23 protein-coding genes and 1 riboswitch are annotated in these 21,960 nt (G+C 72.8%); of the genes, 12 read left to right on the top strand and 11 right to left on the bottom strand.

The genetic code is table 11. The features are described from left to right. Positions 1–39: 39 nt before the first annotated feature. The 4 genes from ACLIRP_RS00690 to ACLIRP_RS00705 all read right to left on the bottom strand — a co-directional run bounded on the left by ACLIRP_RS00690 (position 40) and on the right by ACLIRP_RS00705 (position 3,925). A complete protein-coding gene (locus tag ACLIRP_RS00690) occupies positions 40–1,224 on the bottom strand; it encodes a peptide chain release factor 1 (RefSeq protein WP_412062026.1) in 1,185 nt (394 codons plus the stop codon). A 105-nt stretch (positions 1,225–1,329) separates the two neighbouring features. Beyond that, a complete protein-coding gene (locus ACLIRP_RS00695) occupies positions 1,330–2,028 on the bottom strand; it encodes an RNA polymerase sigma factor (RefSeq protein ID WP_412062027.1) in 699 nt (232 codons plus the stop codon). A 145-nt stretch (positions 2,029–2,173) separates the two neighbouring features. Further along, positions 2,174–3,163: an endonuclease/exonuclease/phosphatase family protein gene (locus ACLIRP_RS00700; RefSeq protein ID WP_412062028.1), complete on the bottom strand. Its 990-nt coding sequence runs from the start codon at positions 3,161–3,163 to the stop codon at positions 2,174–2,176. A gap of 141 nt (positions 3,164–3,304) precedes the next feature. After that, positions 3,305–3,925 (bottom strand): cell wall hydrolase, encoded by a 621-nt coding sequence (locus ACLIRP_RS00705; protein ID WP_412062029.1) that lies wholly within the window; start codon positions 3,923–3,925, stop codon positions 3,305–3,307. 262 nt (positions 3,926–4,187) lie between these two features. Here ACLIRP_RS00705 and ACLIRP_RS00710 point away from each other — a divergent pair, with 262 nt between their 5' ends. The 6 genes from ACLIRP_RS00710 to ACLIRP_RS00735 all read left to right on the top strand — a co-directional run bounded on the left by ACLIRP_RS00710 (position 4,188) and on the right by ACLIRP_RS00735 (position 8,074). Then, positions 4,188–5,360 (top strand): 4-phosphoerythronate dehydrogenase, encoded by a 1,173-nt coding sequence (locus ACLIRP_RS00710; protein ID WP_412062030.1) that lies wholly within the window; start codon positions 4,188–4,190, stop codon positions 5,358–5,360. 63 nt (positions 5,361–5,423) lie between these two features. Further along, complete coding sequence (locus ACLIRP_RS00715) at positions 5,424–6,068, top strand: DNA-3-methyladenine glycosylase family protein (RefSeq protein WP_412062031.1); 645 nt, start codon at positions 5,424–5,426, stop codon at positions 6,066–6,068. Positions 6,069–6,147: 79 nt separating this feature from the next. Beyond that, entirely contained in the window at positions 6,148–6,591 is a 444-nt protein-coding gene (locus tag ACLIRP_RS00720; protein ID WP_412062032.1) for a hypothetical protein, read from the top strand. A 100-nt stretch (positions 6,592–6,691) separates the two neighbouring features. Then, positions 6,692–7,075 carry a helix-turn-helix domain-containing protein gene (locus ACLIRP_RS00725; RefSeq protein ID WP_412062033.1) on the top strand — a complete coding sequence of 128 codons (384 nt, stop codon included), beginning with the start codon at positions 6,692–6,694 and terminating at the stop codon, positions 7,073–7,075. A gap of 100 nt (positions 7,076–7,175) precedes the next feature. Then, positions 7,176–7,676, top strand: coding sequence for a hypothetical protein (locus tag ACLIRP_RS00730; RefSeq protein ID WP_412062034.1), 501 nt, complete (start codon positions 7,176–7,178; stop codon positions 7,674–7,676). 2 nt (positions 7,677–7,678) lie between these two features. Continuing rightward, positions 7,679–8,074, top strand: coding sequence for a hypothetical protein (locus ACLIRP_RS00735; protein WP_412062035.1), 396 nt, complete (start codon positions 7,679–7,681; stop codon positions 8,072–8,074). Between the two features lie 182 nt (positions 8,075–8,256). Here the strand turns inward: ACLIRP_RS00735 and ACLIRP_RS00740 are convergent, their stop codons facing one another. Then, the gene (locus ACLIRP_RS00740) at positions 8,257–8,736 is read right to left on the bottom strand and encodes a nuclear transport factor 2 family protein (RefSeq protein ID WP_412062036.1); all 480 of its coding nucleotides are present in this window, start codon (positions 8,734–8,736) and stop codon (positions 8,257–8,259) included. Positions 8,737–8,835: 99 nt separating this feature from the next. On the opposite strand from ACLIRP_RS00740, the gene ACLIRP_RS00745 reads away from it, so the two are divergent. The 4 genes from ACLIRP_RS00745 (at position 8,836) to ACLIRP_RS00760 (ending at position 14,836) form a co-directional block, all read left to right on the top strand. Then, entirely contained in the window at positions 8,836–10,245 is a 1,410-nt protein-coding gene (locus ACLIRP_RS00745) for a DUF2254 domain-containing protein (RefSeq protein WP_412062037.1), read from the top strand. 120 nt (positions 10,246–10,365) lie between these two features. Next, positions 10,366–10,821, top strand: a complete 456-nt coding sequence (locus ACLIRP_RS00750; protein WP_412062038.1) for a DUF2147 domain-containing protein — start codon at positions 10,366–10,368, stop codon at positions 10,819–10,821. 84 nt (positions 10,822–10,905) lie between these two features. Continuing rightward, positions 10,906–11,664, top strand: a complete 759-nt coding sequence (locus ACLIRP_RS00755) for an energy transducer TonB (RefSeq protein WP_412062039.1) — start codon at positions 10,906–10,908, stop codon at positions 11,662–11,664. 88 nt (positions 11,665–11,752) lie between these two features. Continuing rightward, a complete protein-coding gene (locus ACLIRP_RS00760) occupies positions 11,753–14,836 on the top strand; it encodes a hypothetical protein (protein ID WP_412062040.1) in 3,084 nt (1,027 codons plus the stop codon). A gap of 1 nt (position 14,837) precedes the next feature. Here ACLIRP_RS00760 and ACLIRP_RS00765 read toward each other — a convergent pair whose 3' ends face one another. Then, complete coding sequence (locus ACLIRP_RS00765) at positions 14,838–15,314, bottom strand: hypothetical protein (RefSeq protein WP_412062041.1); 477 nt, start codon at positions 15,312–15,314, stop codon at positions 14,838–14,840. A 628-nt stretch (positions 15,315–15,942) separates the two neighbouring features. Between ACLIRP_RS00765 and ACLIRP_RS00770 the strand changes: the two genes are divergently transcribed. Further along, a complete protein-coding gene (locus ACLIRP_RS00770; RefSeq protein ID WP_412062042.1) occupies positions 15,943–16,491 on the top strand; it encodes an EF-hand domain-containing protein in 549 nt (182 codons plus the stop codon). A gap of 105 nt (positions 16,492–16,596) precedes the next feature. Here the strand turns inward: ACLIRP_RS00770 and thiC are convergent, their stop codons facing one another. Then, positions 16,597–18,516 (bottom strand): phosphomethylpyrimidine synthase ThiC, encoded by a 1,920-nt coding sequence (gene thiC, locus ACLIRP_RS00775; protein WP_412063733.1) that lies wholly within the window; start codon positions 18,514–18,516, stop codon positions 16,597–16,599. A 66-nt stretch (positions 18,517–18,582) separates the two neighbouring features. Continuing rightward, a riboswitch (TPP riboswitch) is annotated at positions 18,583–18,686 on the bottom strand. 163 nt (positions 18,687–18,849) lie between these two features. On the opposite strand from thiC, the gene ACLIRP_RS00780 reads away from it, so the two are divergent. Continuing rightward, positions 18,850–19,131 carry a DUF6958 family protein gene (locus ACLIRP_RS00780; RefSeq protein WP_412062043.1) on the top strand — a complete coding sequence of 94 codons (282 nt, stop codon included), beginning with the start codon at positions 18,850–18,852 and terminating at the stop codon, positions 19,129–19,131. Between the two features lie 67 nt (positions 19,132–19,198). Here the strand turns inward: ACLIRP_RS00780 and ACLIRP_RS00785 are convergent, their stop codons facing one another. The 4 genes from ACLIRP_RS00785 to ACLIRP_RS00800 form a co-directional block, all read right to left on the bottom strand. Then, positions 19,199–19,567 (bottom strand): hypothetical protein, encoded by a 369-nt coding sequence (locus ACLIRP_RS00785; protein WP_412062044.1) that lies wholly within the window; start codon positions 19,565–19,567, stop codon positions 19,199–19,201. Positions 19,568–19,688: 121 nt separating this feature from the next. Further along, entirely contained in the window at positions 19,689–20,126 is a 438-nt protein-coding gene (locus ACLIRP_RS00790; protein WP_412062045.1) for a nuclear transport factor 2 family protein, read from the bottom strand. Positions 20,127–20,173: 47 nt separating this feature from the next. Continuing rightward, positions 20,174–20,770, bottom strand: coding sequence for a M23 family metallopeptidase (locus tag ACLIRP_RS00795; protein WP_412062046.1), 597 nt, complete (start codon positions 20,768–20,770; stop codon positions 20,174–20,176). Between the two features lie 29 nt (positions 20,771–20,799). Continuing rightward, positions 20,800–21,930, bottom strand: a complete 1,131-nt coding sequence (locus ACLIRP_RS00800; RefSeq protein WP_412062047.1) for a helix-turn-helix domain-containing protein — start codon at positions 21,928–21,930, stop codon at positions 20,800–20,802. Positions 21,931–21,960: the final 30 nt, after the last annotated feature.

Here is a 21,960-nt window from a genome sequence, read left to right on the forward strand (position 1 = left end):
CTCGCTGGCAGGGCGGGGATTCCATCCGGGAGCCGGGCCCTAGAACCGCAGGAGCGCGGCGGCGGGGCCGTGCGCCGCGAGCGCCTGGCGCCCGGCGTCGGAGTGGACGAGCTCGAGGCTGGCGCCCTGCTCCATGGCCTTGTCGAGCATGAGCTCGACCAGGTCCGCGACGGGGCTCACGTCGCCGCCGGTCGCCGCGTACGTGCCCTCGGTCTGGGTCGTGAGCATCCCCGAGGCCGCGTCGATGCCGCCCGGGATCGTCTGGTCGCCGTCGACGACGAGCGTCATCACGCGCTGCTGGTTGAGCATGTCGAGCGTGTCGTCGAGCCCGGCGACGGCGCGCGACGAGAGCAGCTCCTGCACCTTGCCCAGCGTCTCGACCTCCTCGCGCGCCTCGACCTCGCGCTGGGCGGCCTCGGCGGCGTCGGCCACCTCGGCGGTCGTCGCCATGGTGTCGCAGGCGAACGAGCCGGCGACCCGCTGGCGGACCGACTGGTCGAGCTGGTCGAGAAAGTCGGCCTCCATGTCGGCCGGGGCCGAGTACAGCACGTGGCGGGCCTCGAGCTCCTTGGCGATGAGCTGGAGCGCGTGCGCCGAGCGCTGGGCCTGCTGGCGGCGGAGCTCGGACTTGCGGTCCTGCTTCTGGTCCTTCGAGACGAGGTCGGTCACGGCGAACTCCTCGCCGTCGAGCTCATAGACCTCCTCGACGAGCCCGATCTGGGCGAAGAAGAAGCGGCTCTTGTGCATCGAGATCAGCGCCAGCACGAACCGGTCGTTCTCGTCGCGGATGCGCGCCAGCGGTCGGACGTACGGGTTGTCCGAGACGTGGACCGCGTTCGGCAGCTCGATGGCCGTGCCGAGCTGCTGGAACAGCCCCTGCTCCTCGCACGCGAAGAACACGACGCCGCGGCCGGTGCGCGGGAGCCCGGCCTCGAGCGCCTCGCGGATCCGCTCGCACTCGCGCTCGACGGCCTTCTTGTGGTCGCCGGCGTCGGCCACGGCCCGCTCGCACAGGTCCTTGAGCGTCGTCGTCCACGTGTTGCCCATCCGGGCCTCGGGCGTCATCTCGAGGTAGAGGCTCACGATCGGCGCGCCGGTCGAGCGCGTCTCGTTGAGCGTCGTGAGGTGGCTCGCGTCGAGAAAGTGGAAGCCGGGCGTCGAGGTGCGGCGGCGGAGCTCGGTGAGGAGGGCGTCGCGGTCGGCGGGGGAGAGGGAAGCGGGCATGGAGAAGGGGGAGGGGGGCGGCGCACTCGGCACGGAGTACGCGATGCGGACAAGACGGTCGGCGTACCTCGTACCAAGTACCGGTGCCGAGCGCCATACGGCGCCCTACGCGTCGGGCAGGGGGTCGCCGGTATACGAGTCGACGACGGGGTCGTCGTCATGAGCGTCGTCGACGGAGCCGATCCGCGCGCGCAGGCCCTCGCGGGCCAGGTTCATCTCGGCGGCGGCGTCCTTGAGCGAGACGTCGAGGATCTGGGCCACGTCGGGCAGCGGCACCTCGAACTCGTCGTGCAGGATGACGGCCTGCCGGGCGTCGTCGCCGAGCACCGGGTCGGCCGGCTCCTCGCCGACGATGATCTCCTCGTAGGTGTCGACGTCGAACGGCTGGCGGAACTCGTAGAACTGCTCGCCGACGGCGTCCTGGTCCTCGGTGTTGGGGAGCTCCTCGTCGAGCGAGATGGCCTTGCGGCGGGCGTAGCGGTCCTCGCGCTGAGTGTACCGCGCCAGCGACCGCGTCTGGAGGCCGAGCAGCCACGACCGGAACCCGAGGCGCGAGCCGTCGAACCGCGAGCGCAAGTCCCAGGCGCGCAGCAGCGTCTCGCCGACCAGCTCGTTCGGCGTCAGGTCGACGACGGCCGAGCGGTCGACGGGCTCGTCGGAGACCACGTCACGCTCGACGGCGAGTTGGCGCTCGGCGGCGGCGCGCAGGGTGTCGGTGTGGGCGGCGAGCGCCTCTTCGAAGGCGTCGCGGTCGCCATCGAGGGCGCGTTGCCAGAGGGCGGCGTCGGGGCGGTCGTCAGGCATGGGGACGGGGGGGAGAGGGGAGCCCGAGAGGGCGGGCAGGTGTCAACCGGGCCCGGGCGTGGGAGGATCCGGAGGAAATGCAGGAACGCCCGTGCATCGGACCGCCCGCGCGTCAGAGTCTCCGCCAGCCCCAGCCCCCGCCCGCTTACTCCGCCAGCGTCACGACGACGGGGAAGTGGTCGCTCACCCGACGCGGGTCGTGCGAATGCACGTAGCGCACGTCGACGACGCGGCGGTACAGCGCGGGCGACAGCAGGATGTGGTCGATGGCCGACAGCTCGCCGGGGTCGACGGTCCCGTTCCGGTTGCGGTCATAGAGGGCCGTGTACCGCTCGGCCTGCGGCACGTCGCCGAGCACGGTGACGAGGTCGTCGTCCGGGCTCGGCCCGGCGCGCTTGACGGTCGCCAGCACGTCGGTGATCGGGCGCGAGCCGCGGCGGTCGAGGACGGCGTCGTCGAAGTCGTTGAAGTCGCCCAGCACGACGACCTGGCGGCCGAGCGCGAGCTCCGCCTCGACCCGCCGGCGGATGACCTCGGCCTGCGCCTCGCGGCGGTCGCGGCGCTCCACGTTGTCGGGCTGCGCCAGGAAGTGGACGCCGACGACCGTGACGGGCGTCCCGTCGGGGAGGGCGAGCCGGGCCCACAGGTTTTTGGAGACGCCGTAGAGCTGGTCGCTGACGCCGACCGGCACGCGGCCGTCGTCGCGCCCGGCCTCCTCGACCGGGACGCGCGTGAGCAGCCCCACGTCCTGACCGGTGAACGAGTCGCGGCCGTCGACCAGGACGGCCGTGTAACCCAGGCCCGCCAGCGACTCGTCGACGAGCATCTGGAGCGCCGCCAGGTTTTCGGTCTCCGGGATCAGCACCACGTCCGCGTCGAGCTGGCGGACGACGGCGCCGACGGCGTCGCGGTGGGCGCGCGCCTTGGCCGGGTCGCCCTTCCAGTCGAACGTGGCCTCGCCCTCGTCGCCGAGGCCGTCGAACAGGAACTCGCCGTTGAACGTCGCGAACCGGAGCCCGTCGGCGGCCCACACGGGCGCGGGCTCGACGGCCCAGGCGGGCTCGCCGGCGTCGGTGGAGGGCGCGGGGCCAGAGCACGCGCCCAGGACGGCGGAGAGGACGAGGAGGCGAACCATCGGCGTGGGGGAGGGGGCCGAGGACTACGCCCGTGCCCCGATGGCGCTCCCGGCGGTCGGTCGTACCGCCCGCATACGGGACAAAAAAAGGGGGACGCGGGCTCGCCGCATCCCCCGGAGGTCAAAGTCAGGCCGCTGCGCTTAGAGCTTCAGCGCGGCCGCGACGCCCGAGTAGAACCGGAACCGGCGCGGGTCGATGCGGAAGCGCGTCGGGCGCACCGGGGCGTGCCCGGCCGACCAGTTCGGGGCGGCACCGCCCACCATCGAGCGCTCGCTGTAGAAGTGGCGCGTCTTGGTCGGGAACGGCCGCGCGGTCGCCGGGGCGTGGTACACGTCGTGCGCGATCTGGAGCGCCTGGACGAACGCCGGCGAGTCGGCCGACGGCGTCAGCGAGGTGTAGAGCCGGCGCTTGGGGTTGCCGGGGTTGAAGGCGCTGAACTGGTACGGGTCGGTCACGACAGCCTCGTACTCGGTCTCGCCGCGGTAGCCGGTCTCGACCCGGTTGCGGACGACCCAGGCCACCAGCTCCTGCTCCTCGGCCCGCTTCGTCTCGGAGTAGATGCACCGCGCGAGCCAGAGCACGTCCTCGGTGACGGTGTCGAGCGCGAATGCCGGGGGGCCAGTGGAGACCAGCGAGACCGGGACCTCATCGCCCGACAGGTCGGTCGCGGCGTGGATCGTAAAGAAGAGGCCCAGGAGCGGCAGCATGCCGGCCAGAGTGATGGCGAGGCCGGTGCCGAGGGTCTTGCTGACGTTCCGCATACGAGTCCGGGGGGCTTGAGCTCTGAGGGTCTGCCGTGTCCAACGCAGAAGCTTGGCCAAGACAGTGAAGGAGTAACGGAGGTCGTGAGGCAGAACGGTGAAGGACGAGGAAAGCGGCGATTGCCATGCCTCCAAGGCCTGTGCCCGTCGGTCGTTTTCACACGAGATCGTGGCTGGGGCCCCTCCAGAAAGGGGGCCGCCGACCGGATCGTCCACCGCAGTGAGCCGTTGTGACCACCTCGCTGGACGCCTCCGACACCTGTTGCCCGCTCCGCTGGACATCGTCGCAGACGCGAACATCCCCTTCGCCCAAGCCGCTTTCGGAAGATGGGGGGCCGTCCGCCGCATCCCGGGCGCGGACATCACCCGGGACGCGCTCGCCGACGCCGACGTGCTGCTCGTGCGCAGCGTCACGCGTGTCGACGGCGCCCTTCTCCACGGGACGCGCGTCCGGTTCGTGGGCACGGCGACGGCGGGCACCGAGCACGTCGACCCGGCCGCGCTCGCGGCGCAGGGCATCGCGTTCGCCTCGGCGCCCGGCTCGAACGCCGCGTCCGTCGTCGACTACGTGCTGGCGTCGCTGCTGGCCGTCGCCGCCGATCGGGGCGAGGCGCTGGCGGGCAAGACGCTGGGCGTCGTCGGCGTCGGCGCCGTGGGCGGGCGGCTGGCGCCGCGCGCGCGCGCGCTGGGGATGACGGTGCTCGCGTGCGACCCGCCCCGAGACGCCGCCGGCGACCCGGGCGAGTGGCACCCGCTCGACGCCGTCCTCGACCGGGCCGACATCGTATCGCTCCACACGCCGCTCACAACGGCCGCGGAGAGCGCGTGGCCGACGGAGGGATTGATCGACGCGGCGGGGGCGAGCCGGATGCGCCCCAGCGCCTGGCTGGTCAACGCCGCCCGGGGCCGCGTGGTCACGCCCGGCGCCGCCCTCGCGCTGGCACGCTCGCGTCCGGTCGTGCTCGACACGTGGCCCGCCGAGCCGACGCCTGGCCCCGCCCTGGTCGAGGCCGCCGCGCTGGCGACGCCCCACACCGCCGGGTACGCCGCCGACGCCAAGGCGCGCGGCACGGCGATGCTCGCGGAGGCTCTCCACCGGTGGCTCGCGGGCGATGTCGCGCCGTGGGCGGTCGCCGACGCCTTGGGCTCCGGCCCGCTCGTCGAGGCCCCGCCCGCCGCCCCCGCCCCGGCCGCGTGGCTCGACGCCCTCGCCCGCCGCGTCTATGACGTCCGAGCCGACGACGGCCGCTTCCGGGCCGCCCTCGCGGGCACCTCGGGCGGGGCTCGCGCCGCCGCCTTCGCCGCCTTGCGCCGCGATTACCCCCCGCGCCGCGAACTGGCCACGGCGACCGTGCGGGGAATCGTACCTGACCCGTTGAGGATCGCCGTCCGCGATGGGCTGGGCCTCTCGATAGGAGGCCCGCCGGGCTGCTGAGCGCGAGCGACACGACACGGGTCAGCCGCTGGGGCGATCCTTCTGCACACCCTGCCCCCGCCCATGTCTCCCCTCTACGACGGCGTCGCCGCCAGCCAGGCCCTCGCCGCCGCCGACCCGGGTCTCGCCGAGACCATCGCCCGCGTCGGGCCGCCCCGGATCGAGCTCCGGCCCGACGAGACGCTCCCGGCCCTGCTGCGGTCGATCGTGTACCAGCAGCTCTCGACGAAGGCCGCCGCCACCATCCACGGCCGCGTGCTGACGGCGTTCGGCGACGGCGAGACGCTGGACGTGGCCGCCGTCGGGGAGGCCGACGACGCCGCGCTCCGGGCGTGCGGGCTGTCGCGCGCCAAGGTGGCTGCGCTCCGCGACCTCGTCGCCCGCCGCCGGGCCGGGACGCTGCCCACCCGCGACGCCCTGCTGGCGATGCCCGACGCCGAGGTCGTCGCCGCGCTCACGGCCGTCCGCGGCGTGGGCCCGTGGACGGCCCAGATGGTGCTCATCTTCAACCTCGGCCGGCCCGACGTGTGGCCCGTCGCCGACCTCGGCGTGCAGGAGGGCGTCCGCATCGTGCAGGGCCTCGCCGAGCGCCCGACGGCGAAGGCGATGGGGGTGCTTGGCGAGCCGTACGCGCCCTGGCGGAGCGTCGCCGCGTGGTACTGCTGGCGGGCCGTCCACATCGCGCGGGGCGACGAGGTCTGGAAATAAAGTTCGGGCGCGAGGTTATGTCTGGCCGTCTCGCGGGTCTATGTGAGACGTCGTTCCCCCACGACCTGCCATCCGACCGATGCTGCGCTTCCTCCTCGTGGGGCTTCTGGCGACCGCCGTCGCCCCCTGTGCCCAGACCAACCCGGTCCTCGACAGCACACTCACCTGGCGGACGTACTCCGCCCAGCGTGCCGCCCGCGTCCGCGTCTTCCACTCCACCGACGAGCGCCGCCCGCGCACCGTCGTCATCGACGAGCGGGCCGCGAACGGCGGCGTCATCACCGACGAGGCGGGCTTCCTGGCCGACTTCGTCGGCCGCGAGCTGGGGTTCGACCCGACCTCCGCCAGCTTCGTGTTCCGCTTTACGCCGGCCTCCTTCGCCGAGGACGCCAGCGACCGGGGCAAGACGCTGCTCGTACGGGCCACCTTCAGCCGGACCTCGACCGGCGCGCTCGCCGCGCCCACGTGGCGGGTCATCACCTCCGATGTCCTGGCGGAACTGACGGATCGGGCCTTCAGATAGGGGGCTTCCCCAGCCGGGCGCGGGACCTTTTCGCGTCCCGTACAGTAAGACGTCTGTCTCAACAAGCGTCCCCGTCCAAACGATTCCGGCTCACCGCTCCATGACCACCGACCTCCGCCAGACCCTCCGCCTCGACGAGCTCTCCGAGGCCCTCCGCATCTCGCGCCAGACGCTCGTCCGCTGGACCGACCGCGGCCTGATCAGCGCCGACCTCGACTGGGGCGTCTCCGATCAGAACGTCGAGACCCGCCTCATCGCCGTCGACCAGTCGACGATCGAGTTTTTGGAGGGCTTCGCGGGCGAGTACCGCGAGGACACCGTCAGCCGCACCGAGGCGCGGCGCCTGCTCAAGCTCATCGACCGCAACCAGGTCCAGAAGCTGATCCGCCAGGGCAGCATCAAGGCCCGCAAGATCAAGGGCGAGACGCGCGTGAGCGTCGGGAGCGTCGAGGACTACCTGATGACGCTCGAGGAGACCGAGTAGCGACCCGGCACACGCCGGCGCCCTCGCCGCGCGAAACCGCCGCGAAGGGGCACCCGGCGCGAGCCGTCCCCGTTGACGGACCCCGCGCCCGCCCGCCCCGATGACGTTCCTCTCGCACCCCGTCGCCGCCCGCGCCCTGTGGGCGCTCCCGCTCCTGCTCGTGGTCATCGCCGTGGCCACCACACGGGCCGGGCTCGAGCAGCGCGCCGTCGACGCCTCGGGCACCGTCGTCCAGGCTGCGGTCACGGACCTCACGCTGCGCGAGCGGAGCGAGATCACGAGCGGGCAGGTGGGCCTGCGGTACACGCCGCCCGGCGCCAGCGCGCCCGTCGAGCGCGAGGTCGAGCTCCCGATGATCCTGCTCAAGGAGATCGAGGTCGACTACCTCACGCTTGCGGAGGGCGAGACGATGACGCTGCCCATCGTGGTGTCGCCGGCGACCGACCAGATCGTGCTCGCGACGCACCGCCGGGGCACGTGGCTGCTGACGCTGAGCCTGGCCGGGATGGCCGCCATCGGGGCCCTGGTCTCGGGCGTGCTGGTCGGCGGCTGGAACCGGTTCCTGTCGCGCGAGGGCGACCCCGGCCTGCGCACGGCCTAGGTATGGCCGACCGCGACGCCGCGCTCCTCGGCTTGCGCCCGACGATCTCGGCCGGGCCGGCGGACACGCCCGCCGAGGCGTTTTTGCACCGGACCCTGCGGCCCGTCCTCAAGCTCCAGAACGATGCCTTGCTCGCGGTCGTCGCCGACACGGTCCGTCGGCAGGTCCCGGGCTTCGCCGCCTTCGACCCGGCCGACCAGCGGGCACGGCTGGCGCAACGCATGAAGCAGGACGCCCGGCTGGGGCGCGTCGTGCTCGGGCTCGTGCTCGGCGTGCTCACGGCCGACGAGCGCGCGTTCGCGCTCGCGAACGACGCCGAGGTTCGCCGCCGGATCGCGATGCTCGCCGCCGAGCGCGTCGTCAGCCAGACCGATGCCGTCGCCGCGCTCGTGGGCTAGGGCCTGTCACGTGAATCCGGGTCTGGGCTCCGCGAGGCCGCTGACGCGCCCTGCGACGTGGGCTGACGCCGTCGCTTCGCGGTGTCCTCCTCGTCCGATGCTTGGGCATCGCACTCGTCGGACGCCTTGCAGGCCCCGCCAGCGGCTCTCGCTCGCCAGCAGACCGACTCACGTGACAGACCCTAGCCGAGGGCGTCGGGGTGGCGCTCGATGTAGGCGTCCAAGCCCTTGGCGGCCGTCGCGCGCACCTTGTTCTGGAGGACCGGCGACCACCCGAGCAGCAGGCCTGGCGCGCCGAGTGCCTGCCGGGTCCAGGCCCACAAGTCGAACGTGTCGCGGTGCGTGGCGACGAGGCCATCACGAAACGTGAACGCCGCGTCGATGACGTTGTGGACCGGGCGACCGGTTTGGGAGAACGTGTAGTCGGCCTCCCAATGCGCCGCGCCCGCGTCGTCGTCGGCGGCGATGCCGGAGGCCACGACCGTGAGGTCTTTCCCGCGAGCACAGAGCATCCGCCACATCGCGCCCGCTCGCGGGCCCCGGAGGTCGAAGACGGGGTCCCGGAAGTGGACCTCGGGGTGGTAGCACGCCGCCATCGCGTCGCCGTCGCGTTGTGAGAGGGCGGCGTAGAACTGCGTGAGGAGGGCGGCGTGGGGGTGCATCGGGGCGGCGGCGGCGTGCGGCAACGTACGCGGCGCGCCGGGCCCGGCGGATCCCCACGCGGCCGACGCGGCGTTCGCCCGGTCCCCGCTTGCGACGCCGTGACCGACTCGACTGCCCGCCTCCTCGACCTCTGGGACGACGTCCGCTCCAGCTACTGGTTCATCCCGTCGCTGATGACGCTCGCCGCGGGCGCCCTCGCCCTCGCGCTGATCGGCATCGACGAGCGGGTCGGGCCGGACTGGATCGACGGCGTCTCGTTCCTGACCGGCAACAAGCCCGACGGCGCCCGCGCCTTCCTGTCGACCATCGCCGGGTCGATGATCGGCGTGGCCGGCGTCACGTTCTCGATCACGATCGCCAGCGTGGTCTACGCGACGGGCCAGTACGGGCCCCGCCTGCTGAGCAACTTCATGGACGACCGGGGCAACCAGATCACGCTCGGCACCTTTATCGCCACGTTCCTCTACGGGCTCCTCGTGCTCCGCACGATCCGCTCGGCCGACGAGGGTGGCGGGGCCGAGTTCGTGCCCCACATCGCGATCCTGGCCGCCCTCGCGCTGGCGCTCGCCTCCATCGGCGTGTTCATCTTCTTTATCCACCACGTCCCCGAGAGCATCCACGTCTCGAACCTGGTGGCCGGGATTGGGCGCGACCTCCGGCACCAGCTCGACACGCTCTTCCCTGAGCGCATCGGCGAGGGCGACACCACGCGCGAGGCGCACGCCGACGACGACGCCCTCACGGCCGTCCCCCCCGAGTTTTTCGCCCAGGCGCGCCGCGTCGCCGCCGACAGCGCCGGCTACGTGCGCGGCGTCGACGCCGAGGCCCTGCTGGCGCTGGCGACCGAGCACGACGTGATCCTGCGCATCCGCCACCGCCCCGGCGACTTCGTGGCCGACGGCGACGCCCTGGTCTTGGCGTGGCCGCCCGATCGGGTGACGGCCGCGGCCGCCGACGAGATCCGCGTGGCGTTCGCGTGGGGCGCCCAGCGCTCGGCCCGCCAGGACGTGCGGTTCCTGATCGACGAGCTCGTCGAGATCGCCGCGCGCGCCCTGTCGCCCGGCGTCAACGACCCGTTCACGGCCATCTCGTGCCTCGACTGGCTCGCGGCGGCCCTCAAGGCGCTCGCCGACCGCGACTTCCCCGAGCCCACGCGGCACGACGAGACGGGCGCGCTCCGCGTGGTCGCCGAGCCGACGACGTACGCCGAGTTCGTCGACGGCGTCTACGGCCAGCTCCGGCCGTATCTCGCGACCGACCGCAACGCCGTGCTCCACGCGCTCGGCACGATCGGCGAGGTCGCCGGCCGGGCGACGGACGCGTCCCAGCGGGTCGCCCTGCGCGCCCAGGCCGACGCCTTGCTGCAAGGCGCGACCGACGCGCTCGGCGTCGAGGCCGACCGCGCTGCCGTCCGCGTGCGCCACCGCGAGGTCGCCGCCATCCTCTCGGGCCGCGACGACTACGAGGCGGTCGCCGCGCGCACCGACGACATCGGGGGAACGGGCTAGCGCCCCGACTCGGCGCCGGGCTGCGGCGCCGCTCAACCTGACGAAAAAACCGCCGATCCTCTCTCTCCGGACCCGATAGGCGGTCCGGGCCCGTTTCCGTCCGCCCACGCCCTCTCCGCCATGCCTCGCCTCGCGCTCGTCCTGGTCGCCGCCCTCGCGGCGCCCGCTCTCGCCGCCCAGTCGCTCCCGGCCGACGCGCACGCCTACCTCGGCGAGTGGGTGACCTACAGCGACGACGGCGAGGAGGCCCAGTCGGTCATCCGGATCACGGAGGCCGACGGCGTCCTGGTGGGCCGCATCGTCCGGCTGCTCCCGACCGCCGCCTACCCCGTCCCCCAATTCCGCTGCGACGACTGCAACGGCCGCTACCAGGGCGTCGATCTGCGGACCGTCCCCATCATCGAGGGCATGGTGTGGGGCGGCGACGAGTTCGCGGGGGGGCGCCTCAACGACCCCACGAACGGACGTAGCTACCGGGGTGTGCTCCGTCTCGACGGCCCGGACCGGCTCCGCGTGCGCGGCTTTCTAGGGATCCGAGCGATCGGGCGGACCCAGATCTGGCGCCGCGCTCGGTAGTCGGGCGTGGCGCACAGGCCGCGCCGGGATCGTTGCCCAGGTCGCGATGGGCGGCGACCTTCGGGCAAGCCCCCCACGCGCTCGATGCTCCGCTCCCTCGCTCTCCTCGTGTGCCTCGCCGTCGGCGCCGGGTGCCTCGCCGTCCCCTCCGAGCCCCAGACGGCCGAGGTGGCCTTCCTCGTCGCCGGCACCCCGGCCGCCGCGCTCGACTCGGTGGCCGCCTGGGCCGCCGGATCTGACGTTCTCAGCCTCGACCGCACCGATGGCCGGCTCGTCGTCCGCGACCGCCGGCCGGGCCAGACCAACACGGCGACCGTCACGGCCCAGCCCTACGCCGACGCGCTGGCCCGGGTCGTCGTCGCCAGCCGCTACGTGATGGCCCCGTCGTTCCGCGACCTCGGCCTCACCATCTACTCGGGCCAGCGCGGCGAGCGCGGCGCGGCGTTCGCGCTGCCCCGCCCGGGCTCTCCGTCGTGCTTCTCCGTCGAGGACTGGGTCGACGAGCTCGCCGGCGACGGGGCGGAGGCGCTCGCTGAGACGCCTGCGGTCGATCCCGGAGCCGAGGTCTCGCCCGAGTTGATCGGTGGCCTGCCCGGCCTGCAGCGGCGGCTCGTCTACCCCGAGCGCATGCGCCGCGCGGGGGTCGAGGGCGCCGTCTTGGTCCAGTTCGTCGTCGGCGAGACCGGCGCCGTCGAGTGCGCTGAGGTCGTGTCGTCGCCGCACCCCGACTTTACCGCATCAGCGCTGGCGGCCGTGCGCGCGTCGTCGTTCACGCCCGGCACCCAGGGCGGCGTCCCTGTCCGGGTCCGCTTCGCCGTCCCGCTGACGTTCGCGCTCCGCTAGCGCGGCCCAGGGCTCATCTGACGGTCGGTGCGTCGGAGAATCGTCGCCGTGCCCTACACTGCGAACCGTACTCCCCGAGGCCGGTGCGATGATTCAGGTGATCCATGTGCCCGAGCGGCACCGGGCGGCTGAGGCCGCCTTCTCGCTCCCGTTCCGCTACCTCTACGCGGTGCACCCCACGGTGCCGCCCGGCGCGGCCGACCTCCTCCCGCTCGCCGGTGTCTTCCGGGGGGTGTTGGGCGAGGGCATCCATTCCCTGGCGGGGCGGCCCTGGGCGACGGTCCGGGGCATCGTGGACCTCTCCGTCTGGTGCCCGGGGTGGTCCGACGACGACCTGGAGCGCTTCGTCCGCGACCAGCTCCCGGACCTCGCCGACGACCTGCCCCCGATCGTGTACCGGGGCAACCCGTTCGAGTCGGACGCGCCGCCGTTCGACATCGTCCATCTACACGCCGGCCACCTCGACCCGGACATGCTGGAGGGGGACGGCGGCGGCGCGTGGGAGGGCACGGTGCTCCCCCAGGTCCTCCAGCACGAGACGAGGCTCCTCATCCACCAACTGCGCGAGGAGGCCGTCCCGGACGTGGCGCCCGACCACGCCACGGCCGAGCGGATCGTGGCCCAGGGAGGCCCGGCGGTCCTGGTCGTCGAGCGCGTCGACCCGTACACCATGGGATCCTTCTTCCGGAACCTGGCGCACAACGCGAAGCTGAGCCAGATGGAGGCGTGGGCCGGCATGGAGGGCATGGAGGGCGCGCTGTTCCTGGGGGACGACGCCGGTGCCCTCCTCGACATGGTGCCGCACCTGGAGGCCCTCCGCGAGCGCACGGCGCGCGTCACGGAGCGCGCCGTGGCCCGGCAGGGCGCCGATCCGGACCTGGCCGCGAAGATGCGGGACTTCGTGCACGCCTCGCAGCTCCGGTACCGGCGACGGGGCGCGGACGACGTGTGGGCCGAGGACGCCGCCTCGATCCGCGTCCGATCGGCCGAGGCCGCCGAGCAGGCCTCCCGCCGGATCAAGGCGGCGACGGGGGCCTACGACGAGGCCCGGGGCGAGTGGTACCACGAGGGCGAGGGGACCGTCCCGATGGCCGAGGCCGCCGAGGCGCTGGCGGAGGCCGAGGCGATGGCGGATGTGCTGGAGGCGGCCGACCGCGCGCCGCGCGCGCTCAACGCCCACTTCCACGACGAGACGACCGACCGGGACCTCGGCCGAGCCGACGCGCTCGCGCTCGGCCACGACGCCGCCCTGCTCGTGAGCGTGGGGCTGCAAGACGCACGCTCGGTCGTGACGGGGAAGGAGCTCTTTCCCATCGCGTCGCTGCCGCCCGACCGCGACGGCTACGCCATCGACGTCGCGTTCGCGTTCGGCTTCGTCCCCGACGGCGCCGAGGGGGAGGCGCCGGCCCTCTCCACCGACGCGCCCGTCCCGGACATGGCCGTCCGGCCGACGTACGACCGGGGCGCGCCGCGCGCGCGCCACGCGCACCTGCGCACGGGCCGGATCTGGGTCCCGCGCGTCAACGGCCCCAGCGCGGTCATGGACGGCGACGCCGTCGGCGCCGTCGGCGACCTCGCGCTGCGGTTCGCCGTCCCGGCCGACGCCGACCTCGACGGCGGGCGGCTCCGCGGGCGCCTCTCGCTCACGTTCGAGACGAACGTGGTGCAGTCGGCGCGCGTGGAGGTCCGCCTCGGCGACGGCCGGGGCGCGGCGGACGCGGCGCCGATCCACGTGGACTACGCCCTGAGCGGCTCCTTCGAGCGGCTCGACGAGCAGTACGCTCGGCGCAAGGTCCGCATCGGGGACGCGGACGAGGTCCCGGTGCGGCTCGCCCTCACCGTCAACGGCGAGGCGCCCGGCGACCACCGGATCCTGGTGCAAACCCGCGCCGACGGCGCCGCCGTGCCGGCCGACGGCAGCTGCCGGCCGGTCGGGTGGACGGAGTACAACGCGACGGGCCTGGCGGGCCTCGTCCAGGACGCGCGCGCCGCACTCTGGGGCTGCTACTACGCCTGGAGCAACACCGACGCCGGCATCGTCCGCGACGGCGACCGGCCGGGCCTCTCCGCCACGAATGGAAAGCCGCGCGACCCGTTCGTGATGGACTTGCACCGCCTCGCGCCCATCGGCCGGGCGCTCTGGAACGCGGCGTTCGCCGACGTGGTGCAGGAGGGCGGGGGCTGTTCGCCGGTGCGGTGGCAGCGGCACCTGCAGGAGGTGCTCGCGGAAAGCTCCCTGATCCAGGTCGCGCGCGCGGCCTCGCTCGAATTCGCGTTCCCCTGGGCCCTCGTCTACGACCTTCCCCTCAACGACTCGAAGGTCCGCGACTGGCGGCCCTGTCGCGTGATCGAGGAGTGGACCCGAGCGGGCGTCCGGACGGCGACCCACACCGAGTGCCCGCACGCCGACGCCCACACCGACACCACCATCTGCCCCTTCGGGTTCTGGGGCCTCAAGCACGTCGTGGAGTCCCCCCTGTCGCGCTTGACGACGTCCGACGGGGTCCGGTTCGCCGTCGAGGCCCGCGACCGCGTCCGCGTCTCGACGCCCCCCCGCGTCGCCACGGGGCGGACGACGGACCCCGGGCTGCCGGCCACGACCATCGACCGGCACCTCGCGGCGCTCCAGGACCTCGGCCTCGCGTTCGCCCCGGCGCACCCGGCGACGGACTGGGCCGCCATGGAGCCGTCCCTCCGGGCCCCCGAGCTGCTGTACGTCCTCTGCCACGGCGAGCGCGACGACAAGGGCGACTACCTCTCCATCGGGCCGGGCACCAGCCCCGCCCACCGGATCCACGCCGACGGCACGCTCGCCAGCTGGGCCCGGAACGCGGCCACCGGCCCCGACCTCGACGCCTGGGAGGCCCGCGCGCCGCTCGTGTTCATCAACGGCTGCCACACCTCCGACCTCCGGCCGGGCCAGATCGTCAGCTTCGTGAGCGTGTTCGGCTCGGTCGCCGCGAGCGGCGTGATCGGCACCGAGGTCACCGTCAGCCTGCCCGTGGCGACGGAGGTCGCCGAGTCCGTCTACCGCGCGATGCTGGGCGGGGCCTCCGCCGGCGAGGCCCTCCGCGACGTGCGCTGGCAGCTCGCCAACAAGGGCAACCTGTTCGGCCTGGCCTACACGCTCTACGGCCTGGCCAGCCTCCGCCTCGGCGCCGAGGCCGGGTAGCTCATGGCTCGAGGTTCGCAGGCCCCCGGCCACTCGGGACGGTCGGCGGGCCGTGCTCGGGCTGGCCCAGAATGTTGTGGTCGCCGGGGTTGGTGCGGATCGCGTCGAGCCCGTACGTCTTGAAGTACTTCCACAGGTAGCCGAAAAAGCCGACGGCGAGGCCGATGCCGTAGGCCCCGAACAGGGCCGTCCCGGCCGGGAACAGCACGAGCACCGCCGCGCCGCCGACGGCCCCGATCACGGCCGCGATGTCGGCGAGGCCGGTCGTCTCCGACCGCCGGATCGTGCGGTAGGTCACCCACCCGACGACGGTGCCGAACGCGAAGGCCCCGGCCAGGATGAAGAGGGCCTTGATCCAGAACAGGAAGGGGACGTCGGCGACGTCGGCGGCCAGCGCCACGGTCGAGTCGACGGCGGCCAGCGTGTCGGTCGCCACCGTGTCTGCGGGCGGGAGCGAGGCGAGGGTCGAGTCCTGCATCGTTGGGAGGGCGGGTGCGAGCGCAGGATAGGGCGGGCGTGCCGAATTCCAGCGCTCGCACCCGACATCGATCGATCGCGGGGATGGTCGGTCGTGGTTGTCGGGAGGCCAGGGTCCCGGTGCATCGCTGGCGGCCCGCGCCCGCTTCCGCTCGGCGGAAAGACGTCACCCGAGAACCCCAGAGGCCCAACGGAGACCCCCCGAGGTTCAGCCGAGGACCACCAAGGGTCAACCGTGACCCTCCGGGGTTCAGGCGAGACCCTCGGAGGTTGAACGAAGAACGCCCCGAGGTCCAGTCGAGACCCTCGGAGGTTCACGGGCGGGCCTGGGATGTTCAGGTGGGGTCAGGCCGTGGTGCCGCCCTCCGCGGTGCCCCCGAGGCTGTCTTGCCCCGCGGTACCCACGGCGGGTGATCCCGCATCCGTGTGTTTTGCGGATGACCGTATGTCCTCGCTCTGTACGAGCGGGGTCCACCGACGAGCGGAGACGCCGCGCTCTGGCCTCGACCATTTTTCCCGTGCGAGGAGGACTGAATCGTCCTCCCCCTGCGGTGGCCCCGTCGCCAGGGTGGCGTTCCGTGCTCGTGATGCCGTCCACCTCCCCAACGTACCCTCGGGTTACCTCTGCCATGCTGACCGACCTGCAACAAAAAAAGCTGCCGAACCTCTTCAATCTCCATGATGCCGACGACGACGGTGTCCTTAGGAAGTCGGACTACAATCGGGTCGCTCAGGAGATCGCCCAGGCGCGTGGGCTGGAGGTGGGCTCGACCGAGGAGAAGGAACTGCGCTCACGCTTCTCGACAGCCTGGGACAGCATGAGCACAATGGCAGACACGGACCAGGGGCGCGGGGTCACGTTGGACGGATGGTACTCGTACTGGGAAACAGTGCTTTCGACCGAGGGCATGTACGATGATGTGGTCAGTCCCATCGGAGAGTTCGTGTTTTACCTGTTGGGCCAGGATGGGAGCGGAGTCGTGTCTTTCGATGAGTACATGACATTCTGTAGCATCATGGGGCTCGACCAAGAGGTGGCCGAAGACGTGTTTTCCAGACTCGACCTTGATGCCGACGGGAGCCTGTCACGAGGGGAGATTTCGGTCCTGCTGGAGCAGTATTTCTGCAGCGATGACCCCGCCGCTCCGGGGAACTGGTTCTTCGGCCCCTACGAGTAAACCTCACCCCTCGTTCGCCTCGACGGTCCTGGCCGGCTGCGCGAGCACGGGGTCCCCATACAGGTTCGCCTCCCGCTGGCGACGCGTACCGCCAGCGGAGAGCGCTCAGGCTTCGTCCGGCAGGCTCTCGTGGTAGATCTGGCCGCCGAGCGCCTCGAACTGCTTCGACTTCTCGCGCATCCCCTCGGGGATCGCCGCCTCCACGTCGACGCCGTGCTCGGCCGCGTAGTCGCGGACGTCCTGGGTGATCTTCATCGAGCAGAACTTGGGCCCGCACATCGAGCAGAAGTGGGCCACCTTGGCCGACTCCTTGGGCAGCGTCTCGTCGTGGAAGGCGCACGCGCGCTCGGGGTCGAGGCCGAGGTTGAACTGGTCCTGCCAGCGGAACTCGAAGCGGGCCTTCGACAGCGCGTTGTCGCGCGCCTGGGCGCCCGGGTGGCCCTTGGCGAGGTCGGCCGCGTGCGCCGCGATCTTGTACGTGATGACGCCCTCGCGGACGTCGTCGCGGTTGGGCAGGCCGAGGTGCTCCTTGGGCGTCACGTAGCACAGCATCGCGCACCCGAACCACCCGATCATCGCCGCGCCGATGCCCGACGTGATGTGGTCGTAGCCCGGCGCGATGTCGGTCGTGAGCGGGCCGAGCGTGTAGAACGGGGCCTCGCCGCACCAGTCGATCTGCTTCTGCATGTTCTCCTGGATCATGTGCATCGGCACGTGGCCCGGGCCCTCGTTCATGACCTGCACGTCGTGCTTCCAGGCGGTCTTGGTGAGCTCGCCCTGGACGTAGAGCTCGGCGAACTGGGCGTCGTCGTTCGCGTCCTGGATCGAGCCGGGGCGCAGGCCGTCGCCGATCGAGAACGACACGTCGTAGGCCGCACAGATCTCGCAGATCTCTTCCCAGTGCGTGTAGAGGAAGTTTTCCTTGTGATGCGCGAGGCACCACTTGGCCATGATGGAGCCGCCGCGCGAGACGATGCCGGTGCGCCGGCTGGCGGTGAGCGGGACGAAGCGCAAGAGCACGCCCGCGTGGATCGTGAAGTAGTCGACGCCCTGCTCGGCCTGCTCGACGAGCGTGTCGGCGAACAGCTCCCACGTGAGGTCCTCGGGCGTGCCGCCGACCTTTTCGAGCGCCTGGTAGATCGGGACCGTGCCGATCGGGACCGGGCTGTTCCTCAAGATCCACTCGCGCGTCTCGTGGATGTGCTGGCCCGTGCTCAGGTCCATGACGGTGTCGGCGCCCCAGCGCGTGGCCCAGGTCAGCTTTTCGACCTCCTCGGCGATGCTCGACGTGACCGCCGAGTTGCCCATGTTGGCGTTGATCTTGACCAGGAAGTTGCGCCCGATCGCCATCGGTTCCAGCTCCGGGTGGTTGATGTTGGCCGGGATGATGGCGCGGCCCCGCGCGACCTCGTCGCGCACCCACTCGGGCGTGATGACCGACGGGATGCTGGCGCCAAAGGAGTTGCCCGCGTGCTGGGCGAACAGGCCCGGGTCGGTCTCACGGAGCGCCTCCAGGTTCTGGGCCTCTCGGATGGCGACGTACTCCATCTCGGGCGTCACGATGCCTTTTCTGGCATAGTGGAGCTGGGTCACGGTCTGCCCCGCCTTGGCGCGGCGCGGCCGGTGGACGTGCTCGAACCGGAGGTTCTCGGTCTTGGCGTCGCCGGCCCGTTCGCGGCCGAACTGGCTGCTCAGGTCCGCCAGCTGCTCGGTGTCGCCGCGCTCCTCGATCCACGCCCCGCGTACGGAGGGCAGCCCGGCGCGCAAGTCGATCGTCGCGTCGGGGTCGGTGTATGGGCCCGAGCAGTCGTAGATCGGGATCGGCGGGTTGGGCTCGTCGCCGAACGACCCGGTCGTGGGGCTCTGGTCGACCACGCGCATCGGGACCCGGAGGTCGGGGCGCGAGCCGGTCACGTAGATCTTGCGGCTGCCCGGGAGGGGGCGGCGGACCTCCTCGGACAGCTCCTCCAGCCGCGTGTGCGTGGCGTCGTTTGCAGCGCGCTTGGCGGCGGCGGTCGTGGGCATTTCCATGGTCGGGTCCAGAACGTGAGGGGGTCTGGAAGCCGAGCCCGCGCGGCTGGCGGCGCCGGCGGGCGGCCGCTGAAGCACTCCCTACGCCGGTGCGAGCCGGATCAGGTGCGGAGGGTCTGTCTCAGCCGCGGTCTCCGGAGAGGGCGGCACCCCTGGCTTCCGCCCGCAAGCTACGGTGTGGGGACGCTCGCTGCGCTGGCTGGCGCCGGCCTCCGGTTCGCGGGACTGAGGGGATTGGGGGGAGTGCACGTCGACCCCTCCTGCACCTCGGCGAGAGCCGGCCCCGATGCATCTTCAGTCCCCCAGTCCCCCAGTCCCCCAGTCCCCATGCCCGACCGCATCCACGCCCGCCACCCCGACCCCGACAAGCAGGGCACGACCATCGACGCCGCCAAGTACCGCGCGGTCCGCGACGCCATCGAGGCCGAGCTGGCGGACGGGCCCGTCATGCTGAGCGACCTCCGGCGCGCCGTCAAGGCTCGGATCGGCGACACGTTCGAGGGCTCTGTCTCGTGGTACGTGATGGCCGTCAAGCTGGACCTTGAGGCGCGGGGCACCATCGAGCGTGTGCCCCGCCAGACGCCTCAGCACCTCCGGCTGGTCGGCTAGCGCGCCCGGAACGCGGACCACGTCGCCGCGAGGGGGACGCCGAAAATGACGAGCGGGGCGGCGTTGATCATCCAGACGTTGAACCGGCGCCGTGCGCCAGCGACACTGTCGAGTCGACCACGACCCACAGCGCGAGGGAGCCGGCGAGCGCCCACCACGCCCACCGCTCGCGCCGCGCGAAGGGGATGGCGGCCACCAGCGCGGCCAGCACGTACGACCCGGCAATCGTCCCGCCGAGCGGCCCCATCACGAACCGGCGGAACGCGGCGGCTTGCGCGGGCTCGGCGCCGCCGTAAAAGTGGTCGGCGACGGCGGCCGTCCACATCGCCAGGAACGGGGCGTCGGGCCACACGGCGACGGCGACGCCGAACGCGACGAAAAAGGCGCTTGCGGCGACGAGCCACCGCTGCCAGAACTGGAACGCGCGATCGGACATCGAGCGGCTGGGAGAGCTCCCAAGATGGGGCGCCACGGCTCCCCCGCTTTCACACGCGGCCCAGCCCGTTCGACTTTCTGGATCGCCTCCCCTCGGTCCGGAGGGGAGGGAGGGGCCGACGTCAGTCGGTGTGGGCGTGCGGGCGGCGGTGGAACGCCTTGCTCACGATCTTCCAGCCGTCGTCGAACCGCAGCAGCGTCATGTGGTCGACGAAGGTGAACGTGGGGTACTCGATCTCGAGGACGGCCGAGGCGGCGTCGCCGGAGACGGTCACCGAGGCGACCCGGGTCACGCGGTTCGAGGGCGGCGCCTCGGGGTCGCGGGTCTCCATGCCGCGCCGGAAAAAGTCGAGCGCGTTGACGTCGCGGTAGTCGCCGCCGTCGAGCCAGCGCATCGTGGCGGACGGGTGGAAGGCGCGCGCCAGCACGTCGAAGTCGCCGGCCGTGCCGCCGTCGAGGTAGTAGGAGACGGCCTCGACGACCTGGTCGTGGTCGGAGGTCTGGGCGAAGACGGCGGGGGCGAGCAGGGCGAGGGCGAGGGCGAGGGCGAGGTGGCGCATGAGGCGGGGTGGAGATGAGGCCGGGCTACGCGAGCTCTCCGAGTCGGTTACGGGAGCACCTCGTAGGTCGTCCGGGTGCGGAGCGGGGCGTGCGCTGGGGACGCGTTCGAAAACGTGACGGGGACGCCGCGGTACGGGTACGACGGGTCGCCCTCGACCACGATAAAGTGGAGGTGCGGGTAGCCCGCCAGCCCGGACCGTCCGACGACGCCGAGTGTGTCGCCCCGGGCCACCTCGTCGCCGACCTCGACCGCGATGCCGCCGGCCGGGGAGTGGAGGTAGTACGCGCCCGTCCGGTCGCCGTGGTCGACGAAGACGTAGTTGCCCGACCCGCCGCCGGTGCTGGGCTCGTCCTCGTCGAGGAACGCCACGCGGCCGGCGCGGGCGGCGACGAAGGGCGTGCCGGTCGGGAGGTCGAAGTCGGTCGCGAGGGCGTCCGGCTCGCCCTCGCCGTGGAAGGAGCTGGAGCAGTTGGCGAGGCCGGTCGTCACGCGCGTCCCGGGCGCGAAGGGGACGACGTAGGGGGTGGCGTCGGCCGATGGGTAGGCCACGTCGCAGCCGTCGGCGCGGGACGGGGGCGACACGCGCAGGGTGTCGCAGGAGAGGGCCAGCACGAGGGGCGCGAGCGCGAGCAGGCGGAGCATGGGGTGGGGGAGAGCGTCGGCCCCCAACCTCAGCCCGGGTCCGCGCGCGGTCGTCCCGGGACGGGAACTGACACGTCTGGGGCGGCGCCGTCGCCGCTGGCGCCGTCGGCGACGGCCCGGCGGTAAGCCGTCGGCGTGAGGCCGGTGTGGCGGCGGAAGGCGCGGTGGAAGGCCGACTTCGAGTTGAACCCGGCCCGGAAAAGGACCTCGAGCACGGTCGCCTCAGGCTCGTCGGCCAGCAGGCGCCGTGCCTGGGCCACGCGCCGCGCGCCGACGGCCTGGTGGAACCCGCCGCCGATCTGGCCGAGCACGCGCGACACGTCGCGCGTCGGCTCGCGCAAGCGGTCCGCCAGCGTCTCGACCGTCAACTCGGGGTCGGTCCAGACGCGCTCGCCGTCGAGCAGCTGGCGGAGTCGGTCGGCGAGCGCGGCGTCGGCGGCGGCCCGCTCGGGGTCCGGGTCCGGGGCGATCTCGGGGGGCTCGACCGGGGGGACGAGCGGCGTCGGCGCTGCCAGCAGGGCCGCGGGCAGGCGGCGCAGGCCCCACGCCGCCGCGCCGATCCCGAACGCCAGCAGCAAGAGCACCGAGGCGGCCTCGAACGCGCCCGCCTGCGGCGAGCCCGCCAGCCCCAGCACCCAGCCGGTCTGGCTGGCCGCCCAGTGCGCCACGAAGACGGCCAGCACGACGGCCCCGGCGCGCCGGGCGCGCGTCGGCAGCCCGCGGCCGGCCCCGACCGCCACGGCGACCGACGCGATCGCGACGACGTTGAGCGCGTCGATCGTCAGCACCTCCACGAGGCCGCCCGGCCACCCCCCCATGACGATCGCGGCGACGCCCAGCGACACGAGGGCCGTGACGAACGGCCCGAGCGCGAGCACGTCGCCCGCCCTCAACGGCCCGCCCGAGCGTGCACGGACGGCCGCCAGCGCCACGAGCGGCGGGACGGCGGCGAACAGCGACACAGCCACGACGGTCGCGGCCGTCGACCCGACCCACGCCACGGCACCCGCCAACACGCCCCGCGCCACGAGGGCGGCGTTCACCGCCAAGACGGCGGCCAGGGCTCGGGAGGCGCCGGCCCGCCCGGTGGTCGCCAGCGCCACGGCGCCGGCCGCCAGCCCGACGGCGGTGACGAGGTACAGGGCGTCGAGGGCGGTCATGGGCACGTCCGTGGGGGACGGCCAGGATCG

Source organism: Rubrivirga halophila, from assembly GCF_046845755.1.
Taxonomy (GTDB): Bacteria; Bacteroidota; Rhodothermia; order Rhodothermales; family Rubricoccaceae; genus Rubrivirga.

Coding starts and splice junctions, on each gene's coding strand:
- ACLIRP_RS00715 (WP_412062031.1), top strand. CDS start 5,424: ATGTCTCCCCTCTACGACGGCGTCGCCGCCAGCCAGGCCCTCGCCGCC.
- ACLIRP_RS00705 (WP_412062029.1), bottom strand. CDS start 3,925: ATGCGGAACGTCAGCAAGACCCTCGGCACCGGCCTCGCCATCACTCTG.
- ACLIRP_RS00755 (WP_412062039.1), top strand. CDS start 10,906: ATGCTCCGCTCCCTCGCTCTCCTCGTGTGCCTCGCCGTCGGCGCCGGG.
- ACLIRP_RS00690 (WP_412062026.1), bottom strand. CDS start 1,224: ATGCCCGCTTCCCTCTCCCCCGCCGACCGCGACGCCCTCCTCACCGAG.
- ACLIRP_RS00695 (WP_412062027.1), bottom strand. CDS start 2,028: ATGCCTGACGACCGCCCCGACGCCGCCCTCTGGCAACGCGCCCTCGAT.
- ACLIRP_RS00765 (WP_412062041.1), bottom strand. CDS start 15,314: ATGCAGGACTCGACCCTCGCCTCGCTCCCGCCCGCAGACACGGTGGCG.
- ACLIRP_RS00750 (WP_412062038.1), top strand. CDS start 10,366: ATGCCTCGCCTCGCGCTCGTCCTGGTCGCCGCCCTCGCGGCGCCCGCT.
- ACLIRP_RS00770 (WP_412062042.1), top strand. CDS start 15,943: ATGCTGACCGACCTGCAACAAAAAAAGCTGCCGAACCTCTTCAATCTC.
- ACLIRP_RS00790 (WP_412062045.1), bottom strand. CDS start 20,126: ATGCGCCACCTCGCCCTCGCCCTCGCCCTCGCCCTGCTCGCCCCCGCC.
- ACLIRP_RS00800 (WP_412062047.1), bottom strand. CDS start 21,930: ATGACCGCCCTCGACGCCCTGTACCTCGTCACCGCCGTCGGGCTGGCG.
- ACLIRP_RS00785 (WP_412062044.1), bottom strand. CDS start 19,567: ATGTCCGATCGCGCGTTCCAGTTCTGGCAGCGGTGGCTCGTCGCCGCA.
- ACLIRP_RS00730 (WP_412062034.1), top strand. CDS start 7,176: ATGACGTTCCTCTCGCACCCCGTCGCCGCCCGCGCCCTGTGGGCGCTC.
- ACLIRP_RS00780 (WP_412062043.1), top strand. CDS start 18,850: ATGCCCGACCGCATCCACGCCCGCCACCCCGACCCCGACAAGCAGGGC.
- ACLIRP_RS00795 (WP_412062046.1), bottom strand. CDS start 20,770: ATGCTCCGCCTGCTCGCGCTCGCGCCCCTCGTGCTGGCCCTCTCCTGC.
- ACLIRP_RS00735 (WP_412062035.1), top strand. CDS start 7,679: ATGGCCGACCGCGACGCCGCGCTCCTCGGCTTGCGCCCGACGATCTCG.
- ACLIRP_RS00725 (WP_412062033.1), top strand. CDS start 6,692: ATGACCACCGACCTCCGCCAGACCCTCCGCCTCGACGAGCTCTCCGAG.
- ACLIRP_RS00740 (WP_412062036.1), bottom strand. CDS start 8,736: ATGCACCCCCACGCCGCCCTCCTCACGCAGTTCTACGCCGCCCTCTCA.
- ACLIRP_RS00760 (WP_412062040.1), top strand. CDS start 11,753: ATGATTCAGGTGATCCATGTGCCCGAGCGGCACCGGGCGGCTGAGGCC.
- thiC (WP_412063733.1), bottom strand. CDS start 18,516: ATGCCCACGACCGCCGCCGCCAAGCGCGCTGCAAACGACGCCACGCAC.
- ACLIRP_RS00720 (WP_412062032.1), top strand. CDS start 6,148: ATGCTGCGCTTCCTCCTCGTGGGGCTTCTGGCGACCGCCGTCGCCCCC.
- ACLIRP_RS00700 (WP_412062028.1), bottom strand. CDS start 3,163: ATGGTTCGCCTCCTCGTCCTCTCCGCCGTCCTGGGCGCGTGCTCTGGC.